Source organism: Pseudarthrobacter oxydans (genome assembly GCF_030812335.1).
Classification (GTDB): Bacteria; Actinomycetota; Actinomycetes; order Actinomycetales; family Micrococcaceae; genus Arthrobacter; species Arthrobacter oxydans_B.
Genome location: NZ_JAUSSN010000004.1, coordinates 26,016 through 43,923, shown reverse-complemented (window position 1 = coordinate 43,923; position 17,908 = coordinate 26,016). Strand labels below are relative to the sequence as shown.

Annotated in this window: 24 protein-coding genes; 10 read left to right on the top strand and 14 right to left on the bottom strand. The window is 67.1% G+C overall.

Translation table 11 applies throughout. The features are described from left to right. Window positions 1-104: 104 nt before the first annotated feature. Entirely contained in the window at window positions 105-503 is a 399-nt protein-coding gene (locus J2W14_RS07755; RefSeq protein WP_307460775.1) for a hypothetical protein, read from the bottom strand. A 472-nt stretch (window positions 504-975) separates the two neighbouring features. On the opposite strand from J2W14_RS07755, the gene J2W14_RS07750 reads away from it, so the two are divergent. Together J2W14_RS07750 and J2W14_RS07745 are read left to right on the top strand one after the other, a co-directional pair. Continuing rightward, the gene (locus J2W14_RS07750; protein ID WP_307460773.1) at window positions 976-1,446 is read left to right on the top strand and encodes a DUF6325 family protein; all 471 of its coding nucleotides are present in this window, start codon (window positions 976-978) and stop codon (window positions 1,444-1,446) included. A 39-nt stretch (window positions 1,447-1,485) separates the two neighbouring features. Then, window positions 1,486-1,818, top strand: a complete 333-nt coding sequence (locus J2W14_RS07745; protein WP_307460772.1) for an SHOCT domain-containing protein — start codon at window positions 1,486-1,488, stop codon at window positions 1,816-1,818. 108 nt (window positions 1,819-1,926) lie between these two features. Here J2W14_RS07745 and J2W14_RS07740 read toward each other — a convergent pair whose 3' ends face one another. The 4 genes from J2W14_RS07740 to J2W14_RS07725 form a co-directional block, all read right to left on the bottom strand. Next, a complete protein-coding gene (locus J2W14_RS07740) occupies window positions 1,927-2,424 on the bottom strand; it encodes an SRPBCC family protein (RefSeq protein WP_307460770.1) in 498 nt (165 codons plus the stop codon). Between the two features lie 15 nt (window positions 2,425-2,439). Next, window positions 2,440-2,772: an ArsR/SmtB family transcription factor gene (locus tag J2W14_RS07735; RefSeq protein ID WP_307460769.1), complete on the bottom strand. Its 333-nt coding sequence runs from the start codon at window positions 2,770-2,772 to the stop codon at window positions 2,440-2,442. A 52-nt stretch (window positions 2,773-2,824) separates the two neighbouring features. Then, a complete protein-coding gene (locus J2W14_RS07730) occupies window positions 2,825-3,091 on the bottom strand; it encodes a hypothetical protein (protein WP_307460768.1) in 267 nt (88 codons plus the stop codon). Window positions 3,092-3,209: 118 nt separating this feature from the next. Further along, window positions 3,210-3,419, bottom strand: coding sequence for a hypothetical protein (locus tag J2W14_RS07725; protein WP_307460765.1), 210 nt, complete (start codon window positions 3,417-3,419; stop codon window positions 3,210-3,212). Between the two features lie 151 nt (window positions 3,420-3,570). Between J2W14_RS07725 and J2W14_RS07720 the strand changes: the two genes are divergently transcribed. Beyond that, the gene (locus tag J2W14_RS07720; RefSeq protein WP_307460764.1) at window positions 3,571-3,885 is read left to right on the top strand and encodes a hypothetical protein; all 315 of its coding nucleotides are present in this window, start codon (window positions 3,571-3,573) and stop codon (window positions 3,883-3,885) included. A 21-nt stretch (window positions 3,886-3,906) separates the two neighbouring features. Here the strand turns inward: J2W14_RS07720 and J2W14_RS07715 are convergent, their stop codons facing one another. The 4 genes from J2W14_RS07715 to J2W14_RS07700 are packed head-to-tail and all read right to left on the bottom strand — an operon-like array spanning window position 3,907 to window position 6,163. Beyond that, the gene (locus tag J2W14_RS07715) at window positions 3,907-4,266 is read right to left on the bottom strand and encodes a VOC family protein (RefSeq protein ID WP_307460763.1); all 360 of its coding nucleotides are present in this window, start codon (window positions 4,264-4,266) and stop codon (window positions 3,907-3,909) included. 13 nt (window positions 4,267-4,279) lie between these two features. Further along, window positions 4,280-4,744 carry a DUF1810 domain-containing protein gene (locus tag J2W14_RS07710; RefSeq protein ID WP_307460762.1) on the bottom strand — a complete coding sequence of 155 codons (465 nt, stop codon included), beginning with the start codon at window positions 4,742-4,744 and terminating at the stop codon, window positions 4,280-4,282. Beyond that, window positions 4,741-5,382 carry a GAF and ANTAR domain-containing protein gene (locus tag J2W14_RS07705; protein ID WP_307460758.1) on the bottom strand — a complete coding sequence of 214 codons (642 nt, stop codon included), beginning with the start codon at window positions 5,380-5,382 and terminating at the stop codon, window positions 4,741-4,743. The genes J2W14_RS07710 and J2W14_RS07705 overlap by 4 nt, the downstream gene beginning before the upstream one ends. A gap of 55 nt (window positions 5,383-5,437) precedes the next feature. Further along, window positions 5,438-6,163 (bottom strand): GAF and ANTAR domain-containing protein, encoded by a 726-nt coding sequence (locus J2W14_RS07700; RefSeq protein ID WP_307460755.1) that lies wholly within the window; start codon window positions 6,161-6,163, stop codon window positions 5,438-5,440. Window positions 6,164-6,376: 213 nt separating this feature from the next. On the opposite strand from J2W14_RS07700, the gene J2W14_RS07695 reads away from it, so the two are divergent. From J2W14_RS07695 to J2W14_RS07685, 3 genes are all read left to right on the top strand, one after another. After that, window positions 6,377-7,099 carry a GAF and ANTAR domain-containing protein gene (locus J2W14_RS07695; protein WP_307461586.1) on the top strand — a complete coding sequence of 241 codons (723 nt, stop codon included), beginning with the start codon at window positions 6,377-6,379 and terminating at the stop codon, window positions 7,097-7,099. Window positions 7,100-7,114: 15 nt separating this feature from the next. After that, window positions 7,115-7,507 carry a hypothetical protein gene (locus J2W14_RS07690; RefSeq protein WP_307460753.1) on the top strand — a complete coding sequence of 131 codons (393 nt, stop codon included), beginning with the start codon at window positions 7,115-7,117 and terminating at the stop codon, window positions 7,505-7,507. An 82-nt stretch (window positions 7,508-7,589) separates the two neighbouring features. Beyond that, on the top strand, window positions 7,590-8,318 hold the full coding sequence (locus tag J2W14_RS07685) for an MgtC/SapB family protein (protein WP_307460750.1): 729 nt from the start codon (window positions 7,590-7,592) through the stop codon (window positions 8,316-8,318). Between the two features lie 34 nt (window positions 8,319-8,352). On the opposite strand, the gene J2W14_RS07680 is transcribed toward J2W14_RS07685, so the two are convergent. Next, entirely contained in the window at window positions 8,353-9,942 is a 1,590-nt protein-coding gene (locus tag J2W14_RS07680; protein WP_307460745.1) for an alpha-amylase family glycosyl hydrolase, read from the bottom strand. A gap of 4 nt (window positions 9,943-9,946) precedes the next feature. Beyond that, window positions 9,947-12,694, bottom strand: a complete 2,748-nt coding sequence (locus J2W14_RS07675) for an MGH1-like glycoside hydrolase domain-containing protein (RefSeq protein WP_307460742.1) — start codon at window positions 12,692-12,694, stop codon at window positions 9,947-9,949. A 248-nt stretch (window positions 12,695-12,942) separates the two neighbouring features. On the opposite strand from J2W14_RS07675, the gene J2W14_RS07670 reads away from it, so the two are divergent. Beyond that, complete coding sequence (locus tag J2W14_RS07670) at window positions 12,943-13,485, top strand: GNAT family N-acetyltransferase (protein WP_307460739.1); 543 nt, start codon at window positions 12,943-12,945, stop codon at window positions 13,483-13,485. A gap of 162 nt (window positions 13,486-13,647) precedes the next feature. After that, on the top strand, window positions 13,648-14,052 hold the full coding sequence (locus J2W14_RS07665) for a VOC family protein (protein ID WP_307460736.1): 405 nt from the start codon (window positions 13,648-13,650) through the stop codon (window positions 14,050-14,052). 20 nt (window positions 14,053-14,072) lie between these two features. Here J2W14_RS07665 and J2W14_RS07660 read toward each other — a convergent pair whose 3' ends face one another. After that, window positions 14,073-14,615, bottom strand: coding sequence for a GNAT family N-acetyltransferase (locus J2W14_RS07660; RefSeq protein WP_307460732.1), 543 nt, complete (start codon window positions 14,613-14,615; stop codon window positions 14,073-14,075). A 61-nt stretch (window positions 14,616-14,676) separates the two neighbouring features. On the opposite strand from J2W14_RS07660, the gene J2W14_RS07655 reads away from it, so the two are divergent. Together J2W14_RS07655 and J2W14_RS07650 are read left to right on the top strand one after the other, a co-directional pair. Next, entirely contained in the window at window positions 14,677-15,417 is a 741-nt protein-coding gene (locus tag J2W14_RS07655; protein WP_307460730.1) for a Type 1 glutamine amidotransferase-like domain-containing protein, read from the top strand. A 10-nt stretch (window positions 15,418-15,427) separates the two neighbouring features. After that, window positions 15,428-15,973, top strand: a complete 546-nt coding sequence (locus J2W14_RS07650) for an acyl-CoA thioesterase (protein WP_307460728.1) — start codon at window positions 15,428-15,430, stop codon at window positions 15,971-15,973. Window positions 15,974-15,994: 21 nt separating this feature from the next. On the opposite strand, the gene J2W14_RS07645 is transcribed toward J2W14_RS07650, so the two are convergent. Both J2W14_RS07645 and J2W14_RS07640 read right to left on the bottom strand, forming a co-directional pair. Further along, window positions 15,995-16,801 (bottom strand): ABC transporter permease subunit, encoded by an 807-nt coding sequence (locus tag J2W14_RS07645; RefSeq protein ID WP_307460725.1) that lies wholly within the window; start codon window positions 16,799-16,801, stop codon window positions 15,995-15,997. After that, complete coding sequence (locus tag J2W14_RS07640) at window positions 16,798-17,793, bottom strand: ABC transporter ATP-binding protein (RefSeq protein ID WP_307460721.1); 996 nt, start codon at window positions 17,791-17,793, stop codon at window positions 16,798-16,800. The genes J2W14_RS07645 and J2W14_RS07640 overlap by 4 nt, the downstream gene beginning before the upstream one ends. Between the last annotated feature and the right edge of the window lie 115 nt (window positions 17,794-17,908).

The following is a 17,908-nucleotide window of genomic DNA, read 5'->3' as shown; positions in this document are numbered from 1 at the left end:
GCTCAACCTCGAATGAGCTTACAGCCCATCGCAGGGTGCAGAGATGCGTCGTCCTCCCCGCACCGACAGGTCAGCAGATGACGAGGTGAAAGGGCGGTCCCGCTTCAGACCAGAATGGTCCCGGCCGCCCAGAGGCCGGCGACGGCACCGGTGATGAGAGCCGGGCGGTCCCAGGTGGAGACCACCCCCGTTGCCGGGCCGGGCAGGGCCGCAGCACGCCCCTCGTGCCAGGCGGTGACGACGGCGTCGCGGCCCGTTCTCGTCGGTGTGGTCCAGCTGCCGAACCGTCGGCCTTCTGCCCTGATCGCAACGGGGTAGTGCACCCGGACGTCGTAGACGGCCGGGTAAGGGATCCGGTGGTTGCGCAGAGGATTGACCAGTTCATAACCGTCCGTCAGGGTGCGGATGCACGGCCGCCACAGCGTGCAGTAGATGAGCCACGATGCCAGGAAGTGCCACGGTGCGGCTTCGACGCCGTCCCTCGTCTCCCCGACCAACAGCAAGGGGCCAAGGGACGCACCAACCCCGAGCCAGCAAAGAACGGCAAGCGGATGAGCGTACGCCGACCGGTGCGTGGTCACCACCGGCGACCACCTAGCAGCTCCGCCGGAACGACCGGCCCGCTGGTTCTGCGAGTTGTAGTCCGTTGTTCCCAATTGTTCCCCCACGTCTCTCCGGCCGTCGTCGTGTCCGAGAAACGTACCGCACTTGTGCCTCGCTGCGGGTGTGCAGCCCGTTCGGTCGGGCTCACCCGAAAGGGATGATGCGGCCACCCCGCCGCGCGCGCTGTAGTGATTCTGTAGGAGCCGGGAAGCTTCAAAGGGATGCGAGCCACCAGAGTCCGGTCCACCGCTGGACCGGCCGCCGGCTCGCCCCCGGGATCACCCGATGCGGGTGGTGACGCCCCGGCAGGCGACGTTCACACTTAGACGAGCGTGCCGGACAGGGCGCTCCAATCAGAACGGAGGAAAGCCAGTGACAACCACACCGGAGACTGAGGCCCACGGGCCGGTCGACTTTGTGCTCCTCGAGTTCCCCATGGCAGGACTGACCGGACGGGCGAGTGAAGAGCTCGTAAGGCTCGTGGAGCAGGGTGTGATCCGGCTCTTCGATCTCCTCGTCGTCATGAAGAACGATGACGGCACGGTCGAGGTGCTCGAACTCACCGACCCTGGCGGCCCCGCGGAGTCGTTCTCCTACTTCGACGGCGCGCAGTCCGGGCTGCTCGGCGAGGAGGAAATCGCCGAAGCAGCAAGCGCGATTCTGCCAGGGTCCCTCGCCGCGCTGATTGTCTACGAGAACATCTGGGCTGCACCCTTCGTAGCGGCGGTGCGCGACAGCGGCGGCGAGCTCGTCGCGAGCACGCGGATCCCCGCACCGGACGTGATGGCAGCGCTCGAGGCCCTTGAGTCCGTCGACGCCGCGCCGCCGGTCGCGGGCGCATAAGAACTAACGCAGACAAAGAGATGTGAGAGGAGAAGAATTATGGGACTTCTTGGGGGTATTGCCCGGACGGCGGTAGTCGCCGGGACGGCATCGGCGGTCAGCGGCCGCGTCCAGCGCAGGCAGGCTTCGAAGTTCGCGGAAAAGGACGCCGCGACCGCTGCGAAGCAGCAGGAGGCGTACGACGCGCAGATGGGCCAGCAGCAGGCTGCCTACCAGGAACCTGTTTACCAGCAGCAACCGCCTCCGCCTGCCGCCGGCGGAATCTCCAACGACGCGATCCAGCAGCTCAAAGAGCTCGCTGCGCTGAAGGAGCAGGGGATTCTCACGGAACAGGAGTTCGGGGTGCAGAAGGCGAAGATTCTCGGCGGCTAAGTCCGGCCGGCCCGCTCCACCCGACAAAAACACCCCCGCAGCTGCCGGGCAGGCGGCTGCGGGGGTGTTCCCGTGCGGGTTTCATTACTTGCCGCGGACCGGCTCCGGTCAGCTGACTTTGGTCTCGGCGAGGATGGCGTCGATCTGGGCGAGGGCCTGCATCATGCCCTCTTCCATGCCCATGGCGAGAACCTTCTCCAGCGCCTCCGCGGAGTCAAAGGTCGACACAATGGTCATCCGCGTGCGGTTGTCGATTGCCTCAAGTTCCATGACGGCGTGGCTGGTGCCCATCGAGAGGTCCGGATCGCCGTTCTCGTCGGCGAAGCCGTCGTCGAACTCCAGGCGGTGCGGAGCCTCGATGGCGGTGAACCGCCACCATCCCCGGCCCTTCTCGCCCTCGGGCCCGGTCATGTAATAGCTGGCCTTTCCGCCGGGCACGAAGTCGTGGCTGTCGAAGGTCGCGGGCCAGGTGGGCGGGCCCCACCAGCGTTCCAGCTTGCGCGGGTCTTCCCAGACCTGCCAGACACGCTCGACGCCGGCATTGAACTCGGCGACGACGGTGAAGCTCAGGGCTTCGGCATTCTTCTGCGAACTGATAACGGTCATGACGGAACTCCCTTACTATCCCTCTGCGAGAATGTCTGCGATCCGGTCAGCCCGCTGCCGCCAGATCGTTTCGTACTCATCGAGCAGCCGTCGGGCGCGTTGTAGGCCATCGTGGTGGGCCCGCACGATCTGCTCCCGTCCGCGCCGTTCCTTCGTCACGAGGGAGGCGCGCTCCAATACCGCCACGTGCTTCTGTACGGCGGCGAAACTCATGGCGTAGTGCTCCGCCAGCCCTGATACCGAATATTCTCCGGCCGTCACGCGGGTGACGATGTCCCGGCGGGTGGCATCGGCGAACGCCTGGAACAGGCGGTCAAGGTCTGCGTCTCGAAGCTGATCTACAACCATTTGGTTGTAGAATAGTCCGCCCGTTCCGCGGTGTCAACGGGTCATCGGTGGGCTACTTTGCCATCCCGGGGTGCACCGCCACGAACTCGATCGCGTTGGCGGGCTGGACGGTCCTTTTCGGCGCCCGGGAGTATCCCTTCGCGTCCAGGTGGTTCTCTGCCCGGTACACGGCTAGGGCCTCGTCGTAGAGGGTGTTGAGACGCTGGCCGGTGAACTCCTCCGTGGAGCCATCATTGAAAGTGACGGCAATGACGGTGCTGCCGGGGAAGTGCCTCTTCATGCGGATGAAGCCTTCGGCGTCCTGCTGGAGATTGATCAATGCGGTCCTGCCTTCGTATTGGGGACTTCCAGTCTCCCGCACGTTCCCCGGAACGCCCGCCCGGCGGGTCGTGACGGAGGGGAAGGCCCCTCGGGGAGGAGCCTTCCTTGGTTTCCGGTTAGACCTTCTCGCGGGTCCGGTCAGTCGTGGCCGGCTCCTCGACGGTGAATTCCCTGCTGCGGCGGGGGAAAGCCCAGAACTTGAAACCAGGCGATTCCACCCGGGGCTCCGGGCGCACAGTTGTTTCTTCTGGTTCCTTTGCTTCGTCCTTCTTGATGTCCCGCCGGAACTCCCTGTTGTACTGATAGCACATCACTGACCTCCTCATCGTGACTGCCTTTTAATCCTCCTCCCCATCCCGCCTCGCGTCGATACACTTCTTGACGAACCGGGGGAATGCCGGGGGAATTCGGATGCCCTTCCGGATCGGCCGCGGACCGGCTTTACTGAAACCAGCGACACATAATGGAGGGGGAACCATGAAGTCCAACGGATCACGGCTAATCGTGGCGGGCAGCCTTGCCTTGGCTGCGGCCATTTTTGTCCTGCCGGCACCGCTTTTCCAAGTGGCCACCGGCAGTGCCGATGCGGGGGCGACCGGTCTGTTTATCCTGGGGCTGGCGCTACTGGCAGGTGGACTCGGATTGCTCGGGGCCGGACTGTACCGCCGCTCGCGCGACTTGAAGACCGCGCGGACCTACGCCACCAGGGAGCCGTCCGCCCTGGACGAGGACCGGCCGGTCAACCCCTACGCGATCCCGAAGTCCTACGGCGCGCTACCTCCGCTGTCGTGACGCGGTCCGGCACTGGCGGTGCTACCGTCCGGCCGTATCCACCACGCAGAAGCGGTTGCCCTCGGGATCGGCCAGAATGACGTAGTCCGCGTCGGCCGGACGTTTGCTCCATTCCACACGGCTCGCGCCGAGCCGCAGGAGCCGGTCGACGTCGCGCTCCTGCTGTTCCGAATAGAGGTCGAGGTGGATTCGGGGCGGGACCTGGACCGTCGACGGGACGCGGTCCAGGGAGACGTTCGGGCCGCCCCCGTTCCGCGGCTCAAGGACGACGAAGTCCTCTTCGGGAGGCCGCCGCGGCACGTAGTCCAGGGCGGCAGTCCAGAAGTCCAGCTGGCGCTGGAGATCATCGACACGGATGACGATCGAGCCAATGCTGATCACGGGACGCGGCGCCCTAATCCCCGCCGAGGAGCCGGTCGGTGGCGGAGTCGGGCAGACCGTCGAAGTACTTCGCCAGGACCTCCTGGAAAACGCCCTGCCCGGGGTCCGCCCGCAGGAAGAGGGTCATCGAGGAGTGCAGCTTCCGTTCGTCGGTGCCGCCGAAGATCTGCCTCGCGGTGCGCCCTTCGAGACCGGCCACGGCACCGGCGCATTCGGCCAGCCGCGGACCCAACACGGGGTGGCCCAGATAAGCCTTCGCTTCATCGAGCGAGGTCACGGCATACTTCCGGGCCGTCGGGCTCTGCCCGAGCCCGGCGATCTGCGGGAACACAAACCACATCCAGTGGCTGCGCTTGGATCCCGCCCGGAGTTCGTCGAGGGCGTGCCCGTACGTGCCGCCCGCGTCCTGGGCTGTAACGAACCGTTCGAGATCGAAGGGATCCGCCGCAGCGTCCTCCCCGGTTCCGGGTGACGTCATTCCTCGAACCGTGCCGTCATGTCGGTATCGCCGGCGATGGAGGCCACGACGGCGGCCGCGACGTCGCGGATCTTCATGTTCCTATTGTTGGAGGTATTACGAAGGATCTTGAAGGCGGCTTCGCGCCCGCAGCGGTTCTGGGCCATGATCGCCCCGATCGCTATGTCGATGATGGTCCTCGACTGCATGGCGGCGGCAAGGTCATCACGGGAGTCGCTGAGCTGCGAGATCCGCAAGGCGAGCAGCAGGGCCCGGGACGCTTGGACGGCAAACAGATGTGCGTGCTCGACATCTTCGCTGGAGAATGCCTCGGTCCGCGGCGAGTGGAAGTTGACGACGGCGGAGCTGTCGCCGTCGAGCACAAGCGGGACCCGAAGCGTGCTGGCGGACCCCTCGCCGGTGCTGCCAGCATCGATGGAGGCCTGTTTCCGCCGGTGGACGGTAATCCCGCAGGACACCTCGGTGCCCGGGTGCGAGAGTTCCGCCGCCGCCAGGCTGGCCAGATCGGCCAGGAAATCGTCGACGCCGGACCCCGCCCGGGTGCTCTGCAGCAAAAGGCCCAGCAGTGTGCTGGCGCCGCCGCTGACGCCGCCTCTGATGCTGTGCGCCGTAGACGATACGGCACGGTCCTCACGCATTTGTTGCCCCCCAATTCCAAGCCGCACGCTGAGAAAACGGCGGCCTTCTCCCATCCTATTCCGGAGGATCCGCTGAGGGTAGCGAAGCGCCCTGCAGGATGTCCGTGGCAATGGTGTGGAGCTTCGTGTCCGTTGCCCTGGCGGCCAGATGAAGCAGCTCCATGGACTGCTCCCTGCTGCACCTGTTCTGAATCATGATGAGGGCGACGGCGGCGTCAATGATGGCGCGGGACTTCAAGGCGGACCGGAGATTCTCCGGGTAAATCTCCGGAGGGTGGACTTTGAGGGCCAGCCGTAAGATCCGGGAGATGGAGGCGGCGTGGCGCTCCACCTCCGCGACCGTCTCGCTGTCAAAAACGCCGCTCGTGCGGGCATAGCAGTTCAGGGCCGCCGCTGAACCCGGATCCGTGGCGATCGGCACGGCCAGCACCGACCGGATGCCCTCGCCGGACACCGTCGAGGCGTAGTGCGCCCAGCGGTCGTCAGCCGCCACGTCAGGAACCAGGACGGTGATTCCTTGCCGCAGCGCCGTCAGGCAAGGGCCGTCGTCGAACGTGTACTGCTTCTCGTCCAGCCGTTTCGCTTCCTCGCCGCTGCTGGCGACCGTGGCCGGGGAACCGTTCCGTTCCACCGTGATGGCACACAGCATGGGCTCCGGTCCGCCGAGGAGCGTCGCGGAGACGGTGGTCAAACCCAGAAGAAATTCAGTGAATCCCGGACTTTCCAGCAGGAGATCCTGCAGTTGCTCAGGGGTTGGAGATGCGCCGGTACCGGAAACCATGCCGGCCTCAATCCTACGAACGCCTGAACGTATGTGACGAGCCGGCTCAGCGGTGGCGGACTCTTGATCGCCCGCAACCCAAATAACTACTAACGACACTACGCCGTGCGGGGGGCGGTGAATATAGGCGCCCCCGGCCAGCCGCCGTATGCTTGACTCCTGCGGCGAAACTCGCCGGCTGGCGTGGCGCCGGTATGGAATTCTGAGGTGAAGATGAGCGTGGAACTGCCGCTGGCTGACGAGATCACCGCTGTTTTCGCCCGAGCCACCAAGCTGCTGCTGACCGAACAGACGGTGGCCCACGCCCTCCGGCTGATCACCGACGCCGCCACTGCGGCGATTCCCGGCGCGATCGGCGCCGGAGTCTCCCTGATCAACGATTCGGGCCTGCGGCAGACGACTGCCGCCTCCGACGCCGTCGTGGCGGAAGCCGATGCACTTCAGTACGAGCTGGGGGAAGGCCCGTGCATCACGGCCTGGGCGAGCGGGGAAACGGTCCTGGTCGAGGATCTGGCCTCCGACCGGCGCTGGAAGCGCTGGGCTCCCGCCGCTGCGTCCCTGGGAATTTCGTCCTCGGTAAGCTGCCCCCTGCTGTCCGGCGGTCTCGCCCTGGGAGCCGTCAAGGTCTATTCCGACGGCGGACAGTTCGCCGGCAACGGCACGGTCCGGTTGGCCGAACTCTTTGCCGAACAGGCGACGCTCTTTGTCATCCACTCGCACGCCCGCGAGGCTGCCCGGACGCTGAGCGACCGCCTGCAGGAATCGCTCGCGCAGCGGGACACCATCAGCATGGCCAAGGGCCTGCTGATGGCCCGGAACGGCACCAATGATGACGACGCATTCAGGGATTTGATGATGCTGTCGCGGCAGACAGGGAAGCCCCTGGCGCTGGTCGCGGCGGAACTGCTGGCTGCGGCCAGGACCTTCGAAAATTAAGCGCAGGACGACGGCATGGCCTTGGGCGACGAGGAGAGCGAACAGCGGCAGCGATTTGCCGAATCGCTGCGCCATGCCGACGTCAGCATTGAAGAGCTGTGGCTGCGGTACTTCACCCTCGGTGGCCACGCCGGGCAGTTCGAGGTTGAGGCGTACATTCACGGCGCCATTGCGCTGCCGGCCCTTCAGCGGGACATCCTCGCCCACGCACTGAACGAACGCCTCGATGAGCTGTACTCCCGGGCACCCCGGGCGCCGTACAGCGTCGATGTCCCCGACGACGGGCCCGACGACGGGCCCGACGACGGCCCCGACGACGAACCGGACGATGGGTCCGACGAAAAGCCCGACGACGAACCGGACGACGAGCGGGACGACGGGTCCGAAGAAAAGCCCCACGACGGCTGACGGCCGCCTTGCTAGAGTCAGCAATAGGGTGAGTGATCCGGGCCGGTCCGGCGCAGGTTAACGGGCCAAGGAAGGGGGTGGCATGTTCGCATTCTTCACCGACACAAGCCTGGTGGAAGCCGGTCTGCTGGCCGCGACGTTCGTCCTGTGTTCGCTGATCGGCATCGAACGCCAGGTCCGGCAGAAGAGCGCGGGCTACCGGACCCACGTGCTGGTGGGGCTCGGTTCGTGCGCCTTCACCCTCGTGTCCGCATACGGCTTCGCCTTTGTGACGGAGCCCGGCACCGTCGTGGACCCGTCCCGCATCGCGGCCCAGATCGTCAGCGGCATCGGCTTCCTGGGCGCCGGCGTCATCTTCAAGGGCCGGGACGTGGTCCGCGGCCTGACCACGGCCGCCACCATCTGGGTCTCTGCCGCCGTGGGCATGGCCTGCGGAGCCGGCATGGTCTCCCTGGGCGTCGTGCTGACGATCTTCCACCTCCTCACGCTGTTCGTGATTGCCCCGGCGGTCCGCAGGATTCCCTCCGTGGACAGAAACCGCGTCATGCACATCGATTACGTCGATGGCCAGGGCGTGTTGCGGCAGATCCTCGAAATCGCCACCACCATGGGGTTCAGTTCCTCGATCCTGCGCACCCGTAGGACCGGCGATGAGCAAAAGCCGATGGTCTCGATGGAAGTGCGGTTCTTCGGCCGCCACCCGCTGCGCAACCTGGTTCTTCCCCTGATGGATCTGCACGGCGTCGCCAGCGTGATTGTCCGGGGGACCGATTCGAGCGAGGATGACGACGACGACGAAGACGAAGACTGACGTGCTTCCCGGCAAGGATCCGCGCGGCGCCCCGTCAGCCTCGGTCGGCGCCTTCTGGCATTCGGTCGAGGCGGAGCAAATGCCACTGCCATGCGTCAAGTGCGACGAACATCCCGTCGACGAGATCATCTCCGGCGCGGTCGAAACTCATGTCCCGGGTCGGGTCGGTCAGCTGCCAGCGGTGACCACGCAGGTCCGGCCACGGTGCCCTCAGGTGACCTGCTGCGGGCGCGTCGCTCAGATTCACGACGATCAGCCACCGAGTGGCACCCTCCCAGGCCCAGACGACGAGGTTTTCGAAGCTGTTGTCGCCCGGCCACCCGGATCGTTCACACAATTGCCAGTGCCCGTCCCGAAAGGTCGGGTCGGAGACAGCCGCCAAGAGCCGGCGGTAGAACGCCGCGAGCTGGTCATCGACCGGCTCCGTGGGGAAACGACCGAGGAACACCGGAAGGCGTACCCTCCACCCCTGCAGCTGGCCGTGGTGAATGAGCCGTGCCCCTGTCTGGGTCAGTGCCGTCACCGCCGCAGCCTGTATTCGGCCGGCTCCGAACACCGTTGCGGCCCGTGGCTCGTCGTGATTCTCCACGAAGCGAACGAGGGCGTTCTGATACGTGTGCTCTGCCCGCAGGTGTAGCCGCACCTGTTCGGCGCTACCACCGAGAAGGCGGTCGTACAGAAGCTTGTCGTAGCAGTAGTCGAAGCCTTGCTGCATGAGGGACCACTCCAGATCCCAGTAGGCTTCGGCGAGGAATACGAAACCGGGGTGGGTTTCACGAACGGCGGTGATCACCGTCGGCCAGTACTCGGTGCTCGGTGCGGGCCCGACCCGGGCACCCCAGGTGCGGGCGAAAATGTCGTTCATGACCAACATCGCCATGTCGCAACGCACCCCGTCGCACTGATCGGCGATCGATCTCACCGTCTCCACCACCGCCGATCGCAGGGCCGGGTCGAAGGCGTTGAGCTGCACGACATCCGGCCACGCCGGGAAGTAGGGGTCCCGCCCGTTGGCGAACACCCGGCCGCCTACCTCGACGAAGGACGCCGGATCCAGGTCCCGATCCGCGGCGGTTCCCGGGACGAAGAGCTCGGGGTTCCCCGTCGTCCACGGATGATCCGGTGCGACATGGTTGGGCACGAAGTCCAGGATCAGCCGGACACCTCGCACCGCCAGCGCCTCCCGGGCGGCGGAAAGCCCGGCAGGTCCACCCAGGCGGTCATCAACCACATAGTCCCGGACGCAGTAGGGCGACCCGACGACATCCTCGGCACGCCAATCGGGAAGAGCGGCCTGGAAATCGGACCGCAGTGCCGGGTTTTCCAGTGCGATCCCGACTCCGGCCGGGCTGCGCCGCCAGACCCCCATCAACCACACCGAATCGAAACCCAGACCGGCAATCTCGTCCCAGTGCCGCCCCGGGGCGGAGCCAAGATCGATTCGGTTGCCTTCTGCGACGCTGATCGATTCGAGCCATGCCCAGGTGTTGATCTCGTAGATAAAGGGGTGGGCCACCGGTGGCGCCAGGCCAGGGGGCCAGGCCGGCATTACCTCGCCCGTCACGGCGCTCCCGCCGTTCATGGCTCTCCCGCCCGGGCCGGGCCACTCAGTCTCGTTTGGCATGGGTTCACGGTTCCCTTTCCGGCGGTGCTGTCGTGGTGGTCGGGTCCGGGTTCTCCCGGAACACCATCCGGTAGCTATGGCGGGGTGGGTCGAGGAGGAGGTCCGCTACCAGAGCGGTCCACCCGGTCTGGTGCATGGCACCCAGTCCGGCCCCGTTGTCGCCGTGAAAGTACTCGAAGAACAGCAGGTAGTCCTTCCATGCGGGATCGTTCTGCAGCAGGTCGACGCCACCATACACCGGTCTGCGTCCGTCCGGCCCAGGGAGCCAGATGCTCACCAGCCGGTCGGCAAGGTCACCGGCAATCTCCCGCAGGGTCAGGTGGTGACCGGACCGGGTGGGGTATTCGACGGTGAAGTCGGGACCGAAGAACTCGTCGTACTGCAGCAGGGACCGGATGACGAGGTAGTTGACAGGAATCCACACCGGCCCCCGCCAGTTGGAATTGCCGCCGTACATCGCGGTCCTCGACTCGGCGGGTTCGTACTGGATGGCCGCGGCGGGCATTCCCGGAACGGTGTAGGGGGTGTTGTGGCGCTTAGAGATCGATCGCAGGCCGTGGGGAGACAGGAAGGCCTCCTCGTCGAACAGGGTGGCGAACAGCCGGGCGAGTTGGTCCATCGGGACGACCGACAGCAGCGTCCGCCGGGAGCTCCCGGTGCCCCGGACCCGCCAGTCGAGGATCTGGTGCCGATCGGTCTGTTCCAACCGGCTGGCGAACCGCTTCCGCAGCCGGCGGATCCGCTCCGTGTTCTGGGTGGGGACCGCCACTGCGGGCAGTGCCGGAATCAGCCCGACGAGGGTCTGCACCTTGATCGGGACGGTGATCCCGGCGGGGTCGGTGAGCCGGTCGTAGAAGAAGCCGTCTTCGGTGTCATAGCAGCCTGAATCCTCCAGCGCGTCCATGATCAGCACCGTCTGTTCCAGGAATTTCACGACCATGTCCTCATAGACGTCATTGTGTTCGGCGAGTTTGGTGGCCAGGGTGAGCATAGCCACGGAGTAGTACGCCATCCAGGCGGTGCCGTCGGCCTGGTCCAGCCTGAAGCCGGGCGGGAGGTGCGAGCGGTCGATGGGGCTGATGTTGTCCAAACCCAAAAAGCCACCCCCGAAGAGGTTGTTCCCGTCGGGGTCCTGCCGGTTGAGCCACCAGGTGAAATTCAGCAGCAGCTTGTGGAACACCCGTTCGAGGAACTCCAGGTCGGTGCCGCCGTCGATAACGAACACCCGGATGGCGGCCAGCGCATGCACCGGCGGATTGACGTCGTCGAAGCTCCACTCATAAGCCGGGATCGCGCCGTTGGGATGCTGGAACCACTCCCGAAGGAGCACCAAGAGCTGGTATTTGGCGAACGCTGGATCCAAGTGCGCCCAGGTGACGGCGTGAAACGCCAGATCCCAGGCCGCGAACCACGGGTACTCCCACGGGTCGGGCATGGCAAGCACGTCGAACGAGTCCAGGTGCCGCCACCCCGTGTTCCGGCCGCTGCGATGCCCGGCCGGCGGCGGTGGTGCAGCGGGGTCGCCATCCAACCACCGGTTGACCCGGTACGGGTACATCTGCTTGCTCCAGACGAGCCCCGCGCAGGACTGGCGCATCACCCGCATCGGCTCGGCACCGATCTCAGCGGGGGCAATCGCGGCATAGAACTCGTCCGCTTCCCGTTCCCGGTCGGCCATGATGTCGTCGAAGTAAGAGTCGAACCACCTGGCACGGGGGACGGCCTGGTCCGGGGCCGGCCGGTGCAGCCGCAGCCGCAGCTCGACCCGACCCCCGCCCGGAACAGCCACCTGATACCACCAGGCTGCCTTCGTCCCCTGATGCTGAGGATTCACGGTGTCCGCGCCGGAGACCACGTGGTCGTTGATGCCGTCCTTCGGATAGGCGGTCCCCGGAGCCGCCCCGAACAGTCGGACCGTGTTTGTCTCGTTGTCGCAGAACAGGGCCTGCGGCAGCACGCCCTCCTTGGTGGGAGCGGCATCGAGCCGGTAGCCGGACAGCCGCGGGTGCTGGACGGCGACCCCGTCCCCGTCCAGGTACAACGACGGCGCCTCACCGCCCGAAACCCGCCACGTGTTGCGGAACCACAGGGTGGGCAGAACCGAAAGCACCGCTTCCTCGGGCGCATGGTTCTCGATGGTGATCCGGGCAAGCACCTCGGTCGGTGAGGCCTTCGCGTACGCGACATCCACGGACCAGTACCGGCCCCCTTCGAAAACCCCGGTATCCAGCAACTCGAACTCGGGTTCGTCCCGGGAACGACGGGCGTTCTCATCGATCAGTTGCTGATACGGAAACGCTGCCTGCGGATAGTGATACCGCCACCGCAGCCATGCATGGCTGGGCAACGCATCCGGGTACCACCAGTACTCCTTGACGTCCTCCCCGTGGTTGCCCTGGGGACCAGTCAGCCCGAACATCCGCTCTTTCAGGATCGGATCGGCCCCGTTCCACAGCGCCAGCCCCAGGCACAGGTCATGGTGGATATCGGACAGCCCCGCCATGCCGTCCTCGTTCCACCGGAAGGCACGGGACCGGGCGTGATCGTGCGGGAAATACTCCCACGCGTCGCCGTTGTCGCTGTAGTCCTCCCGAACCGTGCCCCAGGCCCGCTCCGACAGGTACGGCCCCCATTCGTACCAGGGATTCGCCTCGTACAGGACATCCTCGGCCGCGCCCGTGGCCTCGGCCAGCCGGGCATGTTCAGCCGTCACACGCTGAGGTGCCCCGGGCGGCATCTTGTCGTCGGTCATGACGTCCTCTCAGGAAGCGCTGACAGCCGGACTTCTCAAGACATGCCTTGATCGTGCCCATTGCCCTTGGTCCTGTCAACCTTCGACGGCGCCACGCACCGCGCCGGGCCATCCTCCATCCGGAACACTGAACTCCGCGCCGGGTTGACGGCGGTGCAAGGATGAGATCATGTCCTTCTTCGACGATCTTCCGGCCCCGCCGGAGCACCCGCGCCAGCCCTGCTGGCTGGCCCCGGACTGAGCCTCGGATGACAGGGACCAGCAGGGCGCTCGAGGGCGGCGTCGGGATCCGCGTGTTGCGAGCCTCTGACGCGGAACCCATGTGCGCCGCCTACCTGCGCAACCGCGAACACCTGGCGCCCTGGGAGCCGCTGCGGGCCGAGGAGTTCTTCACCGTTGACGGCCAGATGATGAGCGTCCAGTCCAAGCTGGCCCTGTTCATCGCGGGATCCGACGTTCCGTGGGTGCTGACGGACGGGGAAAAGATTGTGGGCGTGATGACACTCAGCGGCATCGTGCGCGGGCCGTTCCTCAGCGCCCACCTCGGGTACTGGGTGGACAAGGACTACACCGGGCGCGGGATCGGCTCCGCGGCGGTCGCCTTCGCCGTCGACGCGGCGCGGGACGAGCTGGGCCTGCACCGGCTGCAGGCCGCCACCCTCGAGCACAACGCCGCCTCACAGAAGATCCTCAAACGCTCGGGCTTCACGGAAATCGGCATGGCACCGGCCTATCTCAACATTGCCGGGGGCTGGCGGGACCACATCCTCTTCCAGCGCATCCTGTTCTGAGGCGCCGGATGCTGAGGCGCCGGACACTCGAGCGCCAGTTACCGAGACAACCCAAGGCGGGGTCACTCCGCGCCCGTCGCGCGCCCCGGAATGGGCGCGGAGTGACCCCGCGTTGCTGTTGGCTCCGAACACGGCGGAACCCGGGCGTGCGAGACTCTCTGGGTGACTGATGAATCGCTCGGGGCCCTGCACCACGTTGAACTGTGGGTCCCGCACCTGGGCCGCGCCAGGGACGAATGGGGCTGGCTCCTGGCCCGGCTGGGCTACCAGGGCTACCAGGACTGGCCGGACGGGTGCAGCTGGCGGCGGGGGCCGACGTACATCGTGGTCGAGGAATCCCCGGCCCTCAGCAGCCGGGCGCATGACCGGACGGCTCCCGGGCTCAACCATTTGGCGTTCAGCGCCGGGACCAGGCAGCAGGTCGACGCGCTCGCCGCGGCCGCCGTCGGGCACGGCTGGCGTGAGCTGTTCCCGGAGAAATATCCGCGCGCCGGCGGCCCGGACCACTTCGCGGCGTATCTGGTGAATTCCGACGGCTTCGAAGCCGAGCTGATCGCCACGGACTGATGCCCGCGTGGACGCCCGGACTAACGCCCGCGTGGACGCCTCGGCGCACTGCCCGGCGCACTGCGCAGGGCACCCCAGCGCACCATCCGCAGGATCCGGACCGGCGTGCCGGCCAGTTCGTGCACGGCGGTCGCCCCGTCAGGGACGAAGCCGTTGCGCCGGTAAAAGGCGAAGGCCCGGGGATTGTCCTCCGCAATCCAGAGGTACGCGCCGGCGTCGCCCACGGCCGCGTCCAGCAGCATCTGCCCTGCCCCCGAGCCGTAGTGGCTGGCGAGCACGTAGATGCCCTGCAGCTCCCAGGGCCGGGGTCCGTCGTCGTCGCGGCCGGCCCCCGCGCTCGCCCAGCCGATGATGTCCGTCCCTGCGCGGGCCACCCAGGTGTCCGAGGTGGCGGCGGCGATGATGGCGCGCCAGCGCTCCTCCCGCGGGCCCTGCCGCAGCCCCGCCAGAGTCCCGGCCGGCAGCAGATGGGCGTAACTCTCGCGCCAGGCCTGGAGGTGCACGCGCGCAATGCCGGCGGCGTCGTCCAGGACGGCGGCCCGGACGGTCAGCTCTGGTGTCATCCGCACAGCGTAATACGCATTTCTGCCCCACCCTTGGCAGCGATCCGGGTACTTTGAAGCCATGAGCATTTTTCTGGTCGGCGGCGGCCCGGACACCGTGTCGACTCCCGTGATCTTCGACCAGTTCACCGCGGAGGCCCGGCGCCGCACCGGCGGCAGCCGGCCGCCGCGGATCGCCATGGTGCTCGTTGACCACGAAGGCAGCGCCGAATACTTCCTCCCCGCCTACCTGGATCCCCTGCACCGCCGGACGCCGAGTGAGGTGACCACGGTCCTGCTCCGCCGCCACGGACACGTGGACCCCCGGGCGTTCGACGGCGTCGACGCGATCGTCGTCGGCGGCGGCCCCACCCCCGTCTACGCCGAGGGCCTGCAGACTGCCGCGCCCGCCATCCGCCAGGCAGTGGCCGCGGGCGCCTCGTATCTGGGCTTCTCCGCCGGAGCCATGATTGCGCCGGAGCGGGCGATTGTCGGCGGCTACCGGATCCGCGGCGTCGAGGTGTGCCCCGAGGAAGCGTCCGAGGGGCTCGGGGAGGTGGAGCTGCGCGCGGGTCTGGGCCTTGTCTCTTTCGCCGTCGACGTCCACGCCGCGCAGGCCGGTACGCTGGGCCGTGCGGTCGCCGCCGTCGTGCATGGCTTGGTGGACAGAGCGGTGGCTGTCGACGAGAACACGGCGCTGGTGCTGCCGCATGCGGACCCGGGGGAGCAGCGGGTGATCGGGACCAACAACTGCTGGCTGGTCCGCGGTCCCGGACCCAAAGCCACGGTCTCGGTCCTTGGCAGCGTTATTACTCGCGGGTAACATAGTCCCCATGCATCTGCTCCTTCGCACGCTTGTCCTGCTCTTCACGTCCGCCCGCCGCTCCCCGCTGAGCATCTGGGACACGTCGTCGCTGCCGCTGAAGGTCCTGCCGACCGACATCGACATCGCGATGCATGTCAACAACGGCATGTATTTCTCGCTGATGGACCTCGGCCGGTTCGACCTGATGGCCCGCAGCGGAACCTGGAAGACCATGCGCCGCCGGGGATGGAGCCCGGTGGCGGCGGGGGAGACCATCGCCTTCCGCCGGTCGCTGCAGCTGTGGCAGCGGTACACGATCGAAACGAAGATCATCGGCCTGGACGAGAAAGCCATCTACTTCGAGCAGCGCATGGTGGTGGACGGGGAAATATATGCCCGTGCCTTCATCGCCACCCGCCTGGTCTGCAAGGGCAAGCCGGTCAGCCAGGAGGACATCCTCCGTGAGTGCGGAGCGCCGCCGGCGGACCTGGTACTGCCCGAATGGATCCACGAATGGCGCGAAACCAATGCCCTCCCCGGCGCGCGGCGCCCGGCGCCGCACGTCTGGGCCTGAGTCGGTCTGGGCCTGAGCGGTCTAGCCGTAGGTTCCGACGTCGCGCCGGCTCAGCGCTGCGGCGCTGAGCGCCACGAGAACGGCGGAAATGCCCCACAGCCAGCCGCCGGCCGCCCAGTCCGCCCCGTTGGCCAGCGGGTTGTTGCCGTACGCCCAGCTGTAGGGCGAGAGGTTCAGGAGCCAGTCGACATCCCCGCTTTGCCGGCCCACGGCGTTGAACACATAGCCCAGGACGCCGACGCCGGCGCCGGCAGCCAGCCCGTAGGTCTTCCGCCCCGTCACGGCGCCGGCGAACAGCGCCGTGCTGCCCGAGAGCATGGTCAGCCCTGCGAACAGCACCGAGGCGCCGAAAAGGTTTTCCGGCCGGATGTTCAGCTGTGCTGAATCGGTCAGCAGCCGGATCAGCACGAATACCAGGGCCACGAGCAGCAGCACGCGCAGCAGCATGGCCAAGGCCCGCTCCAGGACCACCTGCGTCCGGGTCACGCCGTGCGCCAGGGTGAGTTCCAGCTGGCCCGATTCCTCGTCCCCGCCGACCGCCGCAGCCCCCCACGCCACTGCGGCGATGGTCATCAGCAGGAAGCCGATCAGCCCGAACATGGTGGCCTGGGTGTAGCCCGGTCCCGAGGTGATCTGGTCGTAGTTGAGGGCCTTGATCATCTCCGGCGGGAAGGCATCCATCACGGCCTGCATCTCCGGGCTTCCGCCGACGGAGGGATAGAGCGGCAGGTAGATGAAGATCGTGGCGGCGAGCCCTGCCGCCCACCCGAGCGTGGAACGCCAGGAGTCCACAAACGCCCGTGTGAACAGCGGCAGCGGCTTGCTCATGCGCCGTGTCCTTTCCGGCTGCGGCGTCCCCCGCGGTTCGTGCCGCCATTGCCGTTGCCGCGGATGGTGCCGTAGAGCTCCAGGACGGATTCCTCGAGGTCCGGCTCCTCCAGCACGAGGTCGGTGAGCTGGAGGGTGGCCAGGACCCGGAGCAGCGGCTGGATCGCGCCGCCCAGCGTGGCGGACAGCCCGACGCCGTCGCCCGCCGGGAGCACCTCGAGGTGCCCGATCCCGGGCACCCCGGCCAGCAGCGCGCCGGCGTCGGCCGCCGAAATCCCGGCGGCGGTGAACCGCACGTGCCGGACCGCGCCTTCCCGGAGGCTGTCCACGGTGGCGACGGTAATAATGCGGCCGTCGCGGAGAATCGCGACCTGGTCGGCGGCCTGCTGGACTTCGCTGAGCACATGGGAACTGAGGAACACCGTCTGCCCGTTGGCCTGGGCCTCGCGGACCATGGTGAGGAATTCCTGCTGGACCAGAGGGTCCAGCCCGCTCGTCGGCTCGTCCAGCACGAGGAGCTCGGGATCATGCATAAAGGCCTGGACGAGCCCCAGCTTCTGCTTGTTGCCCTTGGAGAGCTTGCGGGTGTGGCGGTCCAGATCCAGGCCCAGCCGTTCGGCCAGGGCATCGACCCGGCCCGGGCGGACGGGGCCGCTGATGTCGGCGTAATGGGACAGCAGCCTGCGGCCGGTGATCCGCCCCTCCAGGAACAGTTCGCCGGGCAGGTAACCAATCCGGCGCCGGAGCGCCGGGCCCGCGGTCCGGGGGTTCTGGCCCAGCACCGTCAACGTGCCGGCGTTCGGCCGGATGATGTCCAGCAGGCACCGCATGACGGTCGTCTTGCCGGCACCGTTGGGCCCGATCACGCCAAAGACGGAGCCCTTCTCGATGCCGAAGCTGACGCCGTGCAGGACTTCACGACTGCCGAACTTCTTGACCAGGGAATCGACCGTGATGGCCTGGCTGGCGGCGTTATCCGGGTCCGGGGGCATGGCGCCGATGGTAGGCCGCGGCCGCCGTGGAGGCTAGGGTCCTAGGGCCCCGGGCCGGATGGCACGGGGCGGGGGAGGGCCGTCACATGGATGTGCCAACAGCGAAATGCAGGGG